At 59.4% G+C, this 15,922-nt stretch carries 16 protein-coding genes and 2 pseudogenes; 7 read left to right on the top strand and 11 right to left on the bottom strand.

The features are described from left to right. Window positions 1-94 precede the first annotated feature (94 nt). Entirely contained in the window at window positions 95-715 is a 621-nt protein-coding gene (locus tag HKD27_RS11825) for a TetR/AcrR family transcriptional regulator (RefSeq protein WP_194690085.1), read from the bottom strand. A gap of 96 nt (window positions 716-811) precedes the next feature. Between HKD27_RS11825 and HKD27_RS11820 the strand changes: the two genes are divergently transcribed. The 4 genes from HKD27_RS11820 to HKD27_RS11805 all read left to right on the top strand — a co-directional run bounded on the left by HKD27_RS11820 (window position 812) and on the right by HKD27_RS11805 (window position 6,757). Further along, on the top strand, window positions 812-1,801 hold the full coding sequence (locus HKD27_RS11820) for a zinc-dependent alcohol dehydrogenase family protein (RefSeq protein WP_160986423.1): 990 nt from the start codon (window positions 812-814) through the stop codon (window positions 1,799-1,801). Window positions 1,802-2,086: 285 nt separating this feature from the next. Further along, entirely contained in the window at window positions 2,087-2,377 is a 291-nt protein-coding gene (locus HKD27_RS11815) for a metal/formaldehyde-sensitive transcriptional repressor (protein WP_194690086.1), read from the top strand. A 214-nt stretch (window positions 2,378-2,591) separates the two neighbouring features. Further along, a complete protein-coding gene (locus tag HKD27_RS11810; protein WP_194690087.1) occupies window positions 2,592-3,701 on the top strand; it encodes an S-(hydroxymethyl)glutathione dehydrogenase/class III alcohol dehydrogenase in 1,110 nt (369 codons plus the stop codon). Window positions 3,702-4,111: 410 nt separating this feature from the next. Continuing rightward, the gene (locus HKD27_RS11805) at window positions 4,112-6,757 is read left to right on the top strand and encodes an excinuclease ABC subunit UvrA (protein ID WP_197436615.1); all 2,646 of its coding nucleotides are present in this window, start codon (window positions 4,112-4,114) and stop codon (window positions 6,755-6,757) included. Window positions 6,758-7,013: 256 nt separating this feature from the next. On the opposite strand, the gene HKD27_RS11800 is transcribed toward HKD27_RS11805, so the two are convergent. The 3 genes from HKD27_RS11800 to HKD27_RS11790 form a co-directional block, all read right to left on the bottom strand. Continuing rightward, window positions 7,014-7,559 carry a type 1 glutamine amidotransferase domain-containing protein gene (locus tag HKD27_RS11800; RefSeq protein ID WP_194690088.1) on the bottom strand — a complete coding sequence of 182 codons (546 nt, stop codon included), beginning with the start codon at window positions 7,557-7,559 and terminating at the stop codon, window positions 7,014-7,016. Between the two features lie 30 nt (window positions 7,560-7,589). Continuing rightward, on the bottom strand, window positions 7,590-8,729 hold the full coding sequence (locus tag HKD27_RS16780; RefSeq protein ID WP_194690089.1) for a glutathione-independent formaldehyde dehydrogenase: 1,140 nt from the start codon (window positions 8,727-8,729) through the stop codon (window positions 7,590-7,592). Window positions 8,730-9,187: 458 nt separating this feature from the next. Beyond that, window positions 9,188-9,481: a putative quinol monooxygenase gene (locus HKD27_RS11790; RefSeq protein WP_014132969.1), complete on the bottom strand. Its 294-nt coding sequence runs from the start codon at window positions 9,479-9,481 to the stop codon at window positions 9,188-9,190. Between the two features lie 130 nt (window positions 9,482-9,611). Between HKD27_RS11790 and HKD27_RS11785 the strand changes: the two genes are divergently transcribed. After that, window positions 9,612-10,571, top strand: coding sequence for an IS481 family transposase (locus HKD27_RS11785; RefSeq protein WP_194690090.1), 960 nt, complete (start codon window positions 9,612-9,614; stop codon window positions 10,569-10,571). A 256-nt stretch (window positions 10,572-10,827) separates the two neighbouring features. On the opposite strand, the pseudogene HKD27_RS11780 reads toward HKD27_RS11785, so the two are convergent. Then, window positions 10,828-10,992: pseudogene (locus tag HKD27_RS11780) on the bottom strand (hypothetical protein); the annotation flags it as partial. Between the two features lie 77 nt (window positions 10,993-11,069). Between HKD27_RS11780 and HKD27_RS16775 the strand changes: the two are divergent. Then, window positions 11,070-11,666, top strand: a complete 597-nt coding sequence (locus tag HKD27_RS16775; RefSeq protein WP_131973963.1) for an integrase core domain-containing protein — start codon at window positions 11,070-11,072, stop codon at window positions 11,664-11,666. Between the two features lie 47 nt (window positions 11,667-11,713). Here the strand turns inward: HKD27_RS16775 and HKD27_RS11770 are convergent, their stop codons facing one another. The 3 genes from HKD27_RS11770 to HKD27_RS11760 all read right to left on the bottom strand — a co-directional run bounded on the left by HKD27_RS11770 (window position 11,714) and on the right by HKD27_RS11760 (window position 12,920). Continuing rightward, on the bottom strand, window positions 11,714-12,097 hold the full coding sequence (locus tag HKD27_RS11770; RefSeq protein ID WP_024716503.1) for a type II toxin-antitoxin system PemK/MazF family toxin: 384 nt from the start codon (window positions 12,095-12,097) through the stop codon (window positions 11,714-11,716). Next, a complete protein-coding gene (locus tag HKD27_RS11765; protein ID WP_228119361.1) occupies window positions 12,087-12,323 on the bottom strand; it encodes a BrnA antitoxin family protein in 237 nt (78 codons plus the stop codon). The genes HKD27_RS11770 and HKD27_RS11765 overlap by 11 nt, the downstream gene beginning before the upstream one ends. A 210-nt stretch (window positions 12,324-12,533) precedes the next feature. Next, window positions 12,534-12,920, bottom strand: coding sequence for a helix-turn-helix domain-containing protein (locus HKD27_RS11760; protein WP_174787494.1), 387 nt, complete (start codon window positions 12,918-12,920; stop codon window positions 12,534-12,536). Between the two features lie 101 nt (window positions 12,921-13,021). Between HKD27_RS11760 and HKD27_RS11755 the strand changes: the two genes are divergently transcribed. After that, the gene (locus HKD27_RS11755) at window positions 13,022-14,032 is read left to right on the top strand and encodes a zinc-binding alcohol dehydrogenase family protein (protein WP_194690091.1); all 1,011 of its coding nucleotides are present in this window, start codon (window positions 13,022-13,024) and stop codon (window positions 14,030-14,032) included. A 58-nt stretch (window positions 14,033-14,090) separates the two neighbouring features. Here HKD27_RS11755 and HKD27_RS11750 read toward each other — a convergent pair. The 3 genes and pseudogenes from HKD27_RS11750 to HKD27_RS11740 form a co-directional block, all read right to left on the bottom strand. Next, window positions 14,091-14,714: pseudogene (locus tag HKD27_RS11750) on the bottom strand (IS3 family transposase); the annotation flags it as partial. 125 nt (window positions 14,715-14,839) lie between these two features. Then, window positions 14,840-15,619, bottom strand: a complete 780-nt coding sequence (locus HKD27_RS11745) for a DUF4019 domain-containing protein (protein ID WP_035979553.1) — start codon at window positions 15,617-15,619, stop codon at window positions 14,840-14,842. After that, on the bottom strand, window positions 15,616-15,922 hold a 307-nt coding region (locus tag HKD27_RS11740; RefSeq protein ID WP_173575543.1), incomplete at its 5' end, for a recombinase family protein. The genes HKD27_RS11745 and HKD27_RS11740, both read right to left, overlap by 4 nt.

Here is a 15,922-nt window from a genome sequence, read left to right as displayed (position 1 = left end):
GTCACCGCTACGTACAAACGTGGCATCATTTGAGGCGGTGTCACAACCGTCCGTGGCTGTTGAAAAACAGGCTGCTGGGATCTCGCTTGGACGATCAAACCGCAGCCGGCCATCGATCGAGTGCCATTTCGGCGATGGAGAGAAGTTCGTTGATCGTAGCGCCGTCGCGCGCTTGAACGGACATGCCTTGCATGACCGTATTGATGAATTTGCCTAGGACGGCCGGATCAGTATCGGCCGCAAGCTCGCCCTGCGCGGCGCCCCGATGTAAACGCTCGATCAGGAGGGCCTCCGCCGCGATACGCTTGTCGCGCAGCAGGCATTCGATGGCGGCGGACGCCGGCGACACGGCTGCCGCTGCCGAATACATGAAGCAGCCGGCCGGCGTTCCAGGTTCCGAGAACGATGACGCCGCTCGTTCCAGCAGGCCTTTGACGGCTTCGAAGGTGGACAACGCCGGATCGTTGATGGGTTCATAGAGGTGGACGCTGAACGTCGCAGCGTAGCGCTCGATCACCGCCGCGAACAACCCCGCCTTGTTGTCAAACGCCGCATAGAGACTGGCGGCGACGACGCCAGTCTCTGCCACCAGATCGGCCATCGACGTCGCCTCGTAGCCGCGCTGCCAGAACAGCCGTACCGCCTTGTCGAGCGCAGCGTCAGTGTTGAACTTTCGAGGGCGGCCTGCGCCACGACGAGCTTTCGTGTCTGTCATGTCTGATGCCCGATATGGAATGATCGATAAATAATAGCTTGAACCTCGTCGCTGACATCGATACAGAACGATCGTTCAATAATCAAGGAATGGTCCATGAGCCGCATCGTTCGGATCCACGAATATGGCGACGCCAGCGTCCTCAAGATTGAAGATGTGGCAGTGCCCGCGCCCGCGGCCGACGAGGTGCAGATCGCTGTCAAGGCGATAGGCATAAACCGCGCCGAAGTGATGTTCCGCAACCATGCCTACCTTCAGGAAGCCGAGTTCCCGAGCCGCCTCGGCTACGAGGCTGCCGGCACTGTCGTTACGGTCGGGGCGGACGTGACCGGGTTTGCGGAAGGCGAAGCCGTCAGCCTCATCCCCCCGCTCGATATCGCGCGCTGGGGCACCTATGGCGAGGTCGCCAACGTGCCTGCCCGCCTCGTCGTCAAGCATCCGGCGGCGCTGTCGTTCGAGGAAGCGGCGGCCGTGTGGATGCAGTATGTCACCGCTTGGGGTGCGCTGGTGGAGCAGGCGAAGCTCGGCGAGGGCGATTTCGTCATCGTCACCGCTGCTTCCAGCAGCGTCGGTCTTGCTGCCTTCCAGATTGCGCGGATGGTCGGCGCGACGGTGATCGCGACGACGCGTACCGGCACCAAGCGCCAAGCCCTGCTTGATGCCGGTGCACATCATGTCGTCGCGACCGGGGAAGAGGATCTGGTAGCAAAGGTGATGGAGATAACCGATGGTGCAGGTGCGCGCGTGGTGCTCGACCCGGTCGGAGGCCCGTCGTTCGAGCCGCTGACCGCGAGCATGGCGCGCGGCGGCATTCTGCTTGAATATGGCGCGCTCAGCGGCGAGCCGACGCCGTTCCCGTTGTTCTCCGTGCTGGGCAAGAGCCTCACGCTCAAGGGTTATCTCTACAGCGAGATCGTCTCGGACGACGCCGCCCTTGATCGCGCCAAGGCGTTCATTGTGGCGGGACTGGAATCGGGCGCGCTCAAGCCGCGGATCGCGCGCACCTTCTCGCTCGACGCCATCCAAGACGCACACCGCTTCCTCGAATCGAATGACCAGATCGGCAAGGTCGTCGTTACGGTCTGACCGGCAAACCTGGAGGAGCGAGCGATGGCTCCCCCTCCCGGACACAGGATCGGACCCTAAGCGCGCATGCCGTCGTTGCTTGTGGCGCAGGCTTGAGAGCATGATGCTCCTCGTCCGCGTGCCAGACCTGTCTCAGGGTAACATGGCGGCTATGCCTGCCCGATCTGGGGGCGAATTTGGAGATTGGCCAGGGAACCTCGCCTGATTACAGAAGCGCCAGTCTCTGGATAGGATTGAAACTCCCCCCCTGTATAGTATGCTGAAGCGATTTCTTGGGAAAGCGCGATGCCACATTCACCAGAGGACAAGAAGCGAGCCATCACACGCTTGCGTCGTATCAAGGGCCAGGCGGACGCTTTGGAACGCGCGATCGAAGCCGGGGCCGATTGCGCTCCCCTGCTGCAGCAAATTGTCGCCATGCGTGGCGCGACAAACGGGCTGATGGCAGAAGTGATGGAGAGTCACCTCAGGGAAACATTCGGTTCCGGCGCAGATCCGGCCCTCAAAAGGGAGGGTGGCGAACACGATGACGGCGTGGAGGGCGTAATGAAGATCCTGCGTACATATCTCAAGTAGCGATTTCAGGCTCATTTTCTTGCCCGTGTTCTCCCGCAGTTGGAAGCCAGCCCCTGCTGCCTTCTCTGGTTTGAGATCCTCATCAGGACACCTCTTGTATACTGGTAGGGAGTATGTAAAGATACTCCCTGCCAGTATGAGAGCGACGACGAATTTGCGATGACGCAACGGCCTCGCGCCGGCAATCAGTTTCAATCAACTAGGGTATCCCAACATGAAATCTCGCGCCGCTGTAGCCTTCGAGGCGGGCAAGCCACTCCAAATCGTCGAGATTGATGTCGCCCCACCCCGGAAGGGCGAAGTGCTCATCCGGGTAACCCACACCGGCGTGTGCCACACCGATGCGTACACGCTGGCGGGCAGTGATCCGGAGGGTGTTTTCCCGGTGGTTCTGGGCCACGAGGGGGCGGGCATCGTTGTCGAGGTCGGTGAAGGCGTCACCAGCGTCGGGCCGGGCGATCACGTGATCCCGCTCTACACCGCCGAGTGCGGCAAGTGCGATTTCTGCGTGTCGGGCAAGACCAACCTGTGCGTCGCTGTCCGCGAAACGCAGGGCAAGGGCTTAATGCCCGATGGCACCACCCGCTTTTCGTACAATGGCCAGCCCCTTTATCATTACATGGGCTGTTCGACCTTCAGTGAATATACTGTCGTCGCCGAAGTCTCGCTCGCCAAGATCAATCCCGAGGCGAACCCCGAACAGGTCTGCCTGCTGGGCTGCGGCGTCACGACCGGCATCGGCGCAGTCCACAATACCGCCAAGGTCCAGCCCGGAGACTCGGTCGCCGTGTTCGGCCTGGGCGGTATCGGCCTCGCGGCGATCCAGGGTGCGCGCCAGGCGAAGGCGGGTCGCATCATCGCCATCGACACCAATCCGTCCAAGTTCGCGCTGGCACGCCAGTTCGGTGCGACCGAGTGCATCAACCCCAAGGACCATGACAAGCCCATCCAGCAAGTGCTGATCGAGATGACGGGATGGGGCATCGATCATACCTTCGAGTGCATCGGCAACGTCCATGTCATGCGCGCCGCGCTTGAATCAGCGCACCGTGGCTGGGGTCAGTCGATCGTGATTGGCGTTGCGGGCGCGGGCGAGGAAATCTCCACCCGCCCATTCCAGCTCGTCACGGGCCGCGTATGGAAGGGGTCCGCTTTCGGTGGCGTCAAGGGACGGACACAGCTCCCCGGCATGGTCGAGGACGCGATGAGAGGCGATATCGATCTGGCCCCGTTCGTTACCCACACCATGGGTTTGGAGGAGATCAACGAGGCGTTCGACCTGATGCACGAAGGCAAGTCGATCCGCACGGTCATTCACTACTGACCCGCCGATCCGAAGCGGCGCGAGACGCTCGGATCGACAACTCGGCCTTCATCATGGCCCGACCCCGGCCATGATGAAGCGCGCTCTGGCAACTGGGCAACGTGTCGCGATGCGGTAACAACCGCCGAAGTGCAATCGTTACATGCCGATAGCGGCACGGACCAGGGTCGCCTGGCCCAGGCGCTTACCAGCGGAGTGTGTGTGGCCTCGTCGCGCGACCCAACGGGAAAAATAGTTTTGTCGTAACCTTTGTCTAATGCTGGAAAAATATTTCAAAGGTTCCGAACATCGGGCCAGCCTGGCCGTTGGATGTATTGAGTCGCAAATGCATTCATCTTTTACCCCGACCGTAATGAACCACAGGCCGCACGGGCGGATATGGCAGGAAGACTGAATTGAAGGACAAGGATATACACGCGACGACGCCGGCCTCCGACCATTGGCATGCGGGACCTCCCGCTTGCGTGCAGGTTCGTGGCGCGCGCCAGAATAACCTAAAAAATGTGGACGTCGATGTACCGCGTGACGCCTTCGTGGTGTTCACCGGCATATCGGGTTCGGGCAAGTCATCGCTTGCGTTCGGCACCCTTTATGCCGAAGCGCAGCGGCGTTATCTGGAATCGGTTGCGCCCTATGCCCGTCGCCTTATCGACCAGGCCGGCGTGCCGGAGGTCGACACGATCGACGGATTGCCGCCTGCGGTCGCGTTGCAGCAGCAGCGCGGCTCGGCCAACGCGCGATCCTCGGTCGGCAGCGTGACGACGCTCTCCAGCCTGGTGCGGATGCTCTATTCGCGCGTCGGCGAATATCCGCGCCATCAACCCATGCTCTATGCGGAGGATTTCTCCCCCAACACGGTCGCGGGGGCCTGCGCGACCTGCCACGGCATCGGCCGCGTATATGACGCGACCGAAGAGACGATGGTGCCTGACGACAGCCTCACCATTCGCGATCGGGCGATCGCCGCTTGGCCGACCGCCTGGCATGGCCAGAACCTGCGCGATATCCTCATCTCGCTCGGCTATGACGTCGATACGCCGTGGCGCGACCTGCCGAAAAAGGATCGCGACTGGATCCTCTTTACTGACGAGGGGCCGACGGTGCCGGTCTATGCGGGCCTGACGCCCGAACAGACCCGGACGGCGCTCAAGCGCGGTATGGAGCCGAGCTACCAGGGCACCTTCACCGGCGCGCGCCGCTATGTGTTGGAAACCTTCGCTAACACGAAAAGCGCGCTGATGAAGAAGCGCGTCTCGCAATATATCATCGGCCGCGATTGCCCGACCTGCGACGGCAAGCGCCTGAAGCGCGAAGCCCTGTCGGTCAAATTCGCCGGCCTCGACATTGCCGAGTTCGGCGACTTGACGGTGCTCAAGCTGAAGGACTTGCTGATGCCCGTCGCGCAAGGCGCGTATGGGGCGGTCTCCGCCCCCTCGAAGGGCCATGTTCTGGAGAAAGCGGCCCGCGATGCAGCGGTCGAACAACGGGTTGCGGCGGGCGGCTCTGCGCACAAGAGCGCGCCCGACGTACGCCGCACGCCTAATCTCTCCGACGAGAAGCGGATCGCTGCCCAACGCCTCGCCTGCGAATTGATCGAGCGGCTGGACCCGCTGATCGATCTTGGCCTTGGCTACATTTCGCTCGACCGCAGCACGCCGACGCTCTCCTCCGGAGAGCTGCAGCGCTTGCGGCTTGCCACGCAATTGTCGTCACAGCTTTTCGGCGTGGTCTATGTGCTTGACGAGCCTTCGGCAGGGTTGCACCCGGCAGATGGCGAAGCCTTGCTCACCATCCTCGAGCGTCTCAAGGCGGCGGGCAACTCCCTGTTCGTCGTAGAACATGATCTCGACGTGATCCGCCGCGCGGAATGGCTCGTCGATGTCGGGCCAGGAGCCGGGGAAAAGGGCGGTGAAGTCCTCTACAGCGGGCCGATAGAGGGGCTCGCCGACGTCGAGACTTCGATCACCCGCCGCTACCTGTTCGCAGAGCCGCTCCGCAGTGAGCGCACACCGCGCGATCCCAAGGCATGGCTACGCCTTGAAGGGATCAGGCGGAACAATCTCCATGGTCTCGACGTCGAGTTTCCCATCGGCTGCTTCACCGCTGTCACCGGCGTTTCGGGATCGGGCAAATCCAGTCTGGTCAGTCAGGCGCTGCCCGAGCTCGTGACGGAACACCTCGGCGGCTCCCCCGGGGCCGAGGAGGAGGATATCGATCCGCTGCTCGACGTTGCGCAGAACGACACTGAAGGACGCCTTGTCGCAGGCATGGAGCATGTTCGCAGGCTGGTGCGGGTCGATCAGAAACCGATCGGCCGCACGCCGCGCTCGAACCTGTCCACCTACAGCGGCATGTTCGACCATGTGCGACGGATCTTCGCTGATACGCCGCTCGCCCGCCGGCGGCACTACAGCCCGGGAAGGTTCTCGTTCAACGTCGCGCAAGGCCGCTGCCCGGTGTGCGAGGGCGAGGGATACGTCATGGTGGAGCTGCTGTTCCTGCCGAGCGTTTTTGCCCCGTGCTCGACCTGTCATGGCTCTCGCTACAACCCGCAAACGCTCGAAGTCGAATGGAACGGGCGCAATATCGCCCAGGTGCTCGAACTGACGGTCGACGATGCGTGCGATTTCTTCGCTGGCGAGGCATCGGTGATGCGCTCCCTCGACGTGTTGCGGGAGATCGGTCTTGGCTATCTGAGGCTTGGTCAGCCGGCGACCGAGCTGTCTGGCGGGGAGGCGCAGCGCATCAAGCTGGCGACTGAACTGCAACGCGCTCAACGCGGTAACACGATCTACATCCTCGACGAGCCAACATCGGGGCTTCACCCCTCCGATGGCGACCGGTTGATGCAACACCTGCAGGGCCTCGTAGACGCCGGCAATACCGTCGTAGTCGTCGAACATGACATGCGCGCCATCGCACAGGTGGACTGGATCATCGACCTGGGACCGGGGGCCGGTGAAGATGGGGGCCGTATCGTTGCCAGCGGCGTCCCTGGCGTCGTTGCGGAAGCGGAAGGCAGTCTCACCGCCCGCTATCTCAAGGCGGCACTATAGGTCGTAAATCTGGCCGAACGCACGTCCCATAAGGTGCATCTCAACCACACGCTGGAATGGGTCGAATCTGGAAGAGGGAGCCGGCGATGTGTCACCGCGGTTGACGCGGCTCAGGGTTTGAGTGCCCGTCAGATGCGCCGTGTTCGTGTGATACGCGGCGTGGCGGACGGCCAATCGCTGACCATCCGCCACGCTTACTTTGTGAGGGCCTTCTCCAGGGAGAGGGCCCTCACATGGTTCGTCGAAACGCCCCGTCTTAATTCCCTGCTGCGATTTCCTCGACGAGCTTGGCACAGAAGGCGGGTAAATCATTAGGGTCGCGGCTTGTGACAAGGCCGTTGTCGACCACGACTTCTTCATTGATCCATGTACCGCCGGCGTTCTCGACATCGACCTTCAGCGTTGGGTAGGACGTCAGGGTGCGACCCTTAAGCACGCCCGCCTCAATCAATGTCCAGGGTGCATGGCATATAGCCGCAACCGGTTTTTTCTGATCGAAGAAAGCCCGGATGAAACCAATTGCCTCGCCGCTGCCGCGCAGCTTGTCGGCACCGACAGTTCCTCCGGGCACAACAAGTCCGTCGAAATCGTCGGCTTTCACCTCGGAAAACGTCTTGTCGATAGTATAGCTGCCGCCCTCGTCGAGATCGCTATTGACTGTGCGAGCCACGCCCGCTTCAAAACTGACCACGGTCACTTTGCCGCCAGCCTCCTCGATAGCTTGCTTGGGCTTCGAGAATTCTGGCTCTTCCGTCCCGCGGGGCGCGATCAGAACGGCAACTGATTTGCCCTCTAATGTCATAATTTATCCCTATTCCGTAGAAGACTAAGGTCAGGCACCCGGTTTGAGCACGACCTTTGTCCAACCATTATCGCGCGCATCGAAATGCTTGTAAGCGTCTGGTGCCTGATCGAGCGGCAGTCGGTGCGAGATGATTTGACCAGGATTGGCCCGGCCTTGCTCGATAAGCTTCATCAGCCGCCGGTTGTAGTGCTTTACATTACACTGGCCGGTGCCGATCTTCTGCCCCTTGAACCAGAAGTTGCCGAAGTCGAACGCCATCTTGCCTTCCTTCTGGAGATCGTCGGGCGCGTTCGGGTCTTCCGGAATGAACACGCCGACGACGCCGATTCCACCGGTGGCCTTCGTGCTCTTGACGAGGCAGTTCATCGTGTAATTGCTGCGCTCCTTGCCGTGGCGATCGCAACACTGATACCCGACCGCCTCGACCCCCCGGTCGGTCCCGAGGCCGTCGGTCGCGTCAAGGATCTGTTGAGCGGGATCGCCCTTGCGCATGTCGATCGGAATGGCGCCCATCGCCTCGGCCAGTTTCAGGCGGTCATCGTGAGAATCGACCACGAAGATCTGAGAGGCACCGCGGATTTCGGCTGAGTGCGCGGCCATCAGACCGACCGGACCGGCGCCGTAGATAGCGATGCTTTCGCCAGGCAGGAAACCGGACAGTTCGACGCCATGCCAACCCGTGGGGAAGATGTCGGAGAGCATGACATAGTCATCCTCCTTCTCTTCGGCGTCTTCGGGCAGCTTCAGACAATTGAAGTCCGCATAAGGAACGCGCATCAACTCGGCCTGACCACCTTGCCACGGACCCATCTCGGCAAAGCCATACGCCGCGCCGGCGGTTCCAGGGTTGGTCGTGAGGCAAAATCCCGTCAAACCGCGTTCGCAGTTTTCGCAGAAACCGCAACCGACGTTGAACGGCATGCACACGCGATCGCCCTTCTTGATCCGATCGACGGCAGAACCGACTTCGACGACCTCGCCAAGGTTTTCGTGACCGAAGACCCTGCCCTTCTCGAAGCTGGTCCGGCCCTCATACATGTGAAGGTCCGACCCGCAGATATTGGTCGTGGTCAGCCGGATGAGAACATCGGTCTGCTTTTCGATCTTGGGATCATCGATGGTATTGACAGAAACATCTTTGGGCCCGTTGTACACGACAGCTTTCACGGATCTTTACCTTTCGTAGCTCTTCTCAACGCGTCAGCAAATCGAGAGCTTGCTGATGATGCGGTCCATCGCAACGGCGGAGGACATCGCACCCTTCCAAGTGATCTCAGTTTCCTGAACCTTCTGCTACCTGAGAGGTTCCTTCCCGTAGGGCCATCCTGGGATCGATTCACGGCGGTTTTCTGAATGACAGGGCCAGAACGGCCGAATAACGCGCCAAATTGATGTGCTCAAGAATCTCCCGCGAACCGATGGTGCCATTACGTCGCGACACATCAACGGCGCCTTATCAGTAAATTCAGAGGTGCGATAAGCGCAAAAGACAAGGCCATCCACTATCGCGGATGACCTGTCGTATTCATTTATTCATTTACCGATTCGGCCGGGCCATCCATTCCGGATGGAGACACGAGCCTTACCCTGCAGTGAAACGGCAGCTTAGGTTGCCGACCGCTCCGCTATTTCGCGGCCAGCAGGGTGAACTTGTGAATCTGCGGCGGTTCAGAAAACAGTTCTTCTGCCTTGTCCATCAGTGCGGCGGCAACCTTGCCGTCAAGATGGGCCTGCCGATCCTCCTCTGTGTCGAACGTATCGAAGATCGCGTACGCTCCGGGACCTTCCTCGATCGCATACCAGGTCAGAGTGCCCGGCTCAGCTTGAACGAGCGGCAATGCCGAGGTCAGGAAATTGGCGACATCGCGCTCTTTTCCGGGCTTGGCCTTCAGTGGCACATACAGCGCAAGTTTGGGCATCATCGACTCCTCAAGTTAAACGGACAGATATCATTTGGCAAAGTAACGGTCAAGCGGGCCGGAACGTTCCTAGGTGTTTAGTCCCGGGGTTTGATGGTGTGGTATTTTCACGAGAGTGCAAGGAAGCCTTATGGGACAGATACGTCATGGGAGCGCCACGACTACGTACGCCGTGCGAGCAGCAATACAGCGATCGCAGGCTTCGCTCGCGACGCTGAGCGAGGAGTTCGGGATCAATCCGAAAACAGTTGCAAAATGGCGGAAGCGTCAAACGGTTGAGGATCAGAAGACAGGTCCCAAAGAGCCGCGCTCAACGGTCCTGTCCGAGACGGACGAAGCAATGATCGTGGCGTTTCGCCGGCATACGTTGCTGCCGCTGGATGACTGCCTTTATGCCCTGCAGGCCAGCATTCCCCATCTGACACGCTCGGCCCTGCATCGTTGCCTGCAGCGCCACGGAATATCCCGGCTTCCGGATATCGAGGGAGACAAGCCCAAACGCCAGCGCTTCAAACGCACTCCCATAGGCTTTTTTCACATCGATATTGCCGAGGTCCAAACTGCTGAAGGCAAGCTGTATCTCTTCGTCGCCATCGATCGGACCAGCAAATTCGCTGTCACACAACTGGTTGAAAAAGCCGATCGGAAGACCGCCTGGGAATTCCTCGAACATCTCCTGAGCATCATTCCTTATCGGATCCATACCATTCTGACCGATAACGGCATCCAGTTCGCTGATCAGCCCCGTAACCGCAATATGGCCTGGTCTCGCCCCATGCGCTTCGACATGATCTGCGAAGCTCACAAGATCGAACATCGTCTGACGAAACCCAATCATCCCTGGACGAACGGTCAGGTTGAGCGGATGAACCGGACAATCAAGGAAGCAACCGTCAAACGCTTCCATTACGACAGTCATGAGCAGTTGAGGACACACCTCAATGACTTCATGGCAGCCTATAATTTCGGGCGAAGGCTCAAGACCCTCAGTGGCCTCACACCTTACGAATATGTCTGCAAAATCTGGACTTCAGAGCCAGAAAGATTCATCATCAATCCAATCCATCAAACCCCGGGACTAAACACCTAGCTCAGGTCCCTGAACCCGAAGACATCGTGGACTGGATTGAAGCTCAGCTCTACCGTCCAGAATACACATCGGCGAATAGGCAGTAGTCTCTCCTCCCATACCCTCGTATCCGAAACTGTGGCAGACATTCACAGGAGGTGGAGGGATCAAAGAACCGTTAATTGATCCGTTTGGCCGGTAATTTCCATGTTTTGGCAATTTGATTAATGGTTCTTTGGGGCGTTGTCGGTCTGCGTCTTGAGCAGATCAAGGGCTGTTAGGATGCATTGATAAAAGATCTAATCCAGAGCCTTGCGGTGGCGATATGGAGAAAGCTCATGAATGACAAAGCGGTTTTGTCATAGCGGGTTGCGGTGCGGCGCATCTGCTTGAGGTGGTTGAACATCCGCTCAATGCGATTGCGGTCTCTGTAACGCCGCCAGTCCGTTTTCTGTGGAGCACTGCAGCCTGAATCGCCCCGGGATTAGCGGAGACCTATTCACCTGAGAAGAGGGTCTGATGAGCAATCCTGTGAAGAAGTTTTCCCCTGAAGTCCGTTCCCGTGCGGTGCGTCTGGTTCTGGAGCATGAGGGCGAACATCCGTCTCGCTGGACGGCGATGGTGTCGATCGCCAGCAAGATCGGCTGCTCGGCGCATACGCTGAACGAGTGGGTCAAGAAAGCTGAGGTCGAGACTGGCAAGCGGGCTGGTGTTCCAGCCGAGACCGCCGATCGGCTCAAGGCGCTGGAGCAGGCGATCCACGCCCGATGCCCGCCAGGAGCAGGCAATCTTGTCCACCACTCGGATCGCGGCTCGCAATACATCGCCATTCGCTACACCGAGCGCCTGGCCGAGGCCGGGATCGAACCCTCGGTCGGCGGTGTCGGAGATAGTTACGGCAACGCCCTGGCCGAGACAATCAACGGTCTCTTCAAGGCCGAGGTGATCTACAGGCGTGGCCCATGGCGCTCGTTTGACGCCGTGGAATACGCCACTCTCGAATGGGTGGACTGGTTCAATAACCGACGCATCCTCGAACCCATCGGCAACATCACGCCGGCCGAGGCCGAGCAACAGTTTTATGCCGCTATGGACCACGTCCTCATGGCAGCCTAACTTAAGAAAACCAGTCTCCGCCAATCCCGGGGCGGTTCACTATCTGCCTAGCCGTCGCATCCCACCAGGAGCGCAATCTGGCGTCTGATTGCAGCAAGCTGATCGGATCTCACCTTGCTGCCTGTCACGGTAACACGTTGCTTGGATGTGGTGGTGAGCAAAGCACTGACCGCCCAACAGGGCTTGGTGCAGCCGTTATCAGCCGTTGGGTCGATCCGTACTGCCAGATCCGGAATGACGAGGTTCTCATCGTCGGTCAGCGGCACAAGCATCACGTTCGGCCACTCAGGCGGAAAGAGATCGTCTTCGACAACAACAGCGGGGCGACGTTTGTTGGGCTCCTTCGGCAGCGCATCTCCGCGCCAGTCTGCCAGCACAATTTCTCCAGGCGAGAAGATCGCTGCCATGGCGACCGGCCGATCAGGAACCATGAGTTCCACCAGCCTCTTCAAAAAGCGCCCGGGCGGAAGGCGTCGCAGCGACGTAGCGGGCAACACGCGCACTGTCCCTGCGGATACGGTCTCGGCGCGCACTCTTTGCCCCTGTCTCCAGCAGATCACGAATGAGCTGGCTCAGAGGGATACCGCGCGCCGTTGCTTCCTGCTCCAGGTCAGTGCGCAACCGCTCGTCCAGACGGATCGATAGGGGGGATGCCATGACACACTCCATACATTCAGAACGCCGTTAACGTAGCGCAATTTCGTAGTGCAAAACAACATATTTGGCAGGGCAGAATGCGCCGAAATGTCTTCGGCCTCGGCCCGCCGCGGCCCCGCCGGATGCAACACACGCAGGGTGCCGCGAAGCGCAAACTGAAAGTTTGCATTTGTGTATGGGGAGCGGTGAGAGGTTGTTCGAAAACGTACGCTAAGAGTTTGTTGGAGAGCCTTTCATATCGGCGCAAATTTCAGGATCATGTCTGAACGCTGTGTGCTCATCGCCCCATCTCTTGAGGGCCAGAATGACAGGCTCGAGGGTCCGTCCGCGCGGGGTCAGGCTGTATTCCACCTTTGGCGGGACTTCGGGATAAACCGTCCGTAACACGAACCCGTCACGCTCCAGCTCGCGAAGCTGGGTTGTCAGCATCCTTTGGGTGATATTGGGCAACCGCTTGCGGATGGCGTTGAAGCGTAAAGTCCCCTGAAGCAGGTGATAGAGGATTACGCCTTTCCATTTTCCGTCGATGAACTGAAGCGTTGCTTCAACAGCGCAGCCGGGGCTGCAATCGAGCGACTGATGGCGGATGCGGGTCATAACGGTATCATTTCCGACACTATGGGCGTTAAAAGTGCGTTCTTGTCTGAAAACAGCATAGTGCTCACTCTTCTCCTCATTCAACAGAGGAGAAGACACTCATGCGGGCCATCGCTTATCAGACGCCGCTTTCCATCGAAAATCCGGCGTCCCTTCAGGATATTGATCTGCCAAAACCTGTCCCCACAGGGCGGGATCTTCTGGTGGAGATCAGAGCCGTATCAGTCAATCCGATTGATACAAAGGTCCGCAGCAGCGCAACACCGGAGGCGGGTCAGTGGCGTGTTCTGGGCTGGGATGCGGCGGGGGTTGTTGTTGGAACCGGACCGGACGTCACGGATTTTTCTGTCGGCGATGAGGTTTTTTATGCGGGCGCGATCAACCGTCCGGGGACCAACGCCGAGTTTCATCTGGTCGATGAACGGATTGTCGGTCTCAAACCCCGCTCCCTGACCTGGGCTGAAGCTGCAGCCTTACCGCTGACCGCAATCACCGCTTGGGAGATGCTTTTCGATCGTCTGGACATTCGTCGGCCTGTCCCGGGAACGACGCCGTCCATATTGATCATTGGAGGCGCAGGTGGAGTCAGTTCAATAGCAATCCAACTGGCCAAGGTTCTGACTAATATCACGGTCATTGCTACGGCTTCGCGCCCCGAAACGCAGGACTGGGTCACATCTCTCGGGGCAGATTACGTGATCGATCACAGTAAGCCTCTGGCGGAACAGGTTGCTGGCCTTCCTACGGGGGCTCCCGGTTTTGTCTTTTCGACGACGCAGACGGATCGCCACCTGGCAGAGATCGTTGAACTCCTTGCCCCTCAGGGACATTTCGGCCTGATTGATGATCCGGCTGAACTCAATGCTGTACCCCTCAAGCGCAAAAGCCTGTCCCTGCACTGGGAACTGATGTTCACCCGCTCACTGTTCGGAACGGCAGATATCAGCGCACAAGGGAAACTCCTGAACGACGTGTCGCGCCTTATAGACGAAGGTCGTCTCCGTACGACACTCGGCAAAAATCTTGGCGCGATCAGCGCCGCCAATCTGCGAGAGGCTCACGCCCTGATCGAGAGCGGTCAGGCTAAAGGCAAGATTGTGCTCGAAGGTTAGAGGTGGACCCGTCCGTTCGGACAGTTTTTGGGTTTGAATAAGCTATACCCGGTTGTTGTTATGCCGCCATTCTGACGGCGCTGCTGTTGGCCCTCTGGTCCGGGGTTAACCCCGGACCAGAGGGCGTCGGCGCGTCATGATACGCCTCATCGGGCGTGCGTCCAGCCAGTGCCGTATGCGGACGCTGCCCGTTGTAATGCGCGATCCATGCAGTGAGCCCGGCCCGCAGTTCCGAACCGGTCTCGAACGCGTGCAGGTAGACGCATTCGTATTTCAGGGATCGCCACAGGCGCTCGATGAATACGTTGTCGAGCCATCGGCCGCGCCCGTCCATGCTGATGCGGATCTGGCGCGCTTGCAGCACGTCCGTGAACCGGGACGTCGTGAATTGTGACCCCTGATCCGTGTTGAAGATCTCCGGTGCGCCGTAGCGGATCAGGGCCTCCTGTAGCGCCTCGATGCAGAACTCGGCATCCATCGTGTTCGACAGCCGCCAGGACAGAACCTTGCGCGTCGACCAGTCCATGATCGCCACGAGATACAGAAAACCCTTTTGCATCGGGATATAGGTGATGTCCGAGCACCACACCTGATTGGGGCGATCGATCACCAGATCCCGCAGCAAATACGGATATTTGCGATGCCCAGGATGCGGTATCGTCGTGTGCGGCTTCTGATAGAGGCCATCGTGTGGAAAGTACGCTAAACAACGTTTAGCATGAACAGTAGAAGAACGTCTGGGTAGCGTGATCTTGCCTGAGGGCAAGCCGCTGTTTCTTTGTTGAACAACGGCAAGCAGCACGGAAGTTAGCGGATGAAATATCCGCTAACGCGCCAATATGCCTGTTCACGCGAAAGTACGACGGTTTCAACCGCGTTGGGTTTGTTAGCGAAACGCGTCTGGAACTGAATGATCTGATAGTCACCCGCTGGCGCGCCCGGCAGCGTTTTTGTCTGCATCACGCTTTGGAAAGTGCGTGATGACGGGCGTCCCAACGGTTGTCGTACAGACTGGATCGTAGTGGCCCACTGCGCCGGGGTGATCTTTGCCTTGAACAGTGTGCCTGCGGCTTGCCAGCTTGCATCCCACTGCCCTTCATCAAGCAATTCGACCCATTTGCGGGCATCGGCCGATGCCTTTGTTTCGGCAGGACGGGCAATGCTTGTCGAAATATTCTGGGCGGAAACCCGGGCGTCGTCCTGCCCGCTGATGGTCAAAAGCGCTGCGGCCGCAATGATAAGAGACATGATAAGCATTCCTCCGGTAAGCCACGCCAGGCGATGCCCCGACGATCGCGGCGGTGCTGGCTCTTTGGCTCTATCCACCGAAGAAGTTGCTTCGGCACCCCCAATTTCTTTGGGGCCGACATTATTTGGGGTGCCCCCATCCATCTCGGCGAGACGTCGGGCAGCTTCACGGCTGCTCGAAACGCCCAGCTTGCGCCGCGCATCGCGTAGGCGGTCATTTATTGTGTGCACCGACAGACCAAGCGTATTGGCGATGGATTTCGCGTCATGGCCGACCAGAAGCAGACGTAGAGCTTCTTTCTCGCGCGCGCTGAGAACCACTTGATCGTCTGTTGTCATGATACAGCCGATGGTGTCGGCCGCGCGACGCCAAGTCGCTTCATCTCGCGATAGACAGTCGATCGCCCGATCCCGAGCTGACGCGCCGCTTCAGTCGGCGACACGCTCGCCGCGATAAGTTTTAGCGCCGCGCTGATCTTGTCGTTGTCGAGCGGCTGCCGCCCCGGCAGCCTGCCCTTTGCTCTCGCCGCTGCAATCCCGTCGCGTGTACGTTCTGAGATCAGTCGCCGCTCAAAATGCGCAATGGCGCCGAAGACGTGGAAGATCAGCTCTCCGGCTGCGGAGGAAGTGTCGATTTTCTCC

The organism is Gluconobacter sp. R75690, assembly GCF_015244525.1.
Lineage (GTDB): Bacteria > Pseudomonadota > Alphaproteobacteria > Acetobacterales > Acetobacteraceae > Gluconobacter > Gluconobacter potus.
The sequence above is the reverse complement of the archived record's forward strand: the minus strand, read 5'-3'. Positions and strand labels throughout refer to the sequence as shown.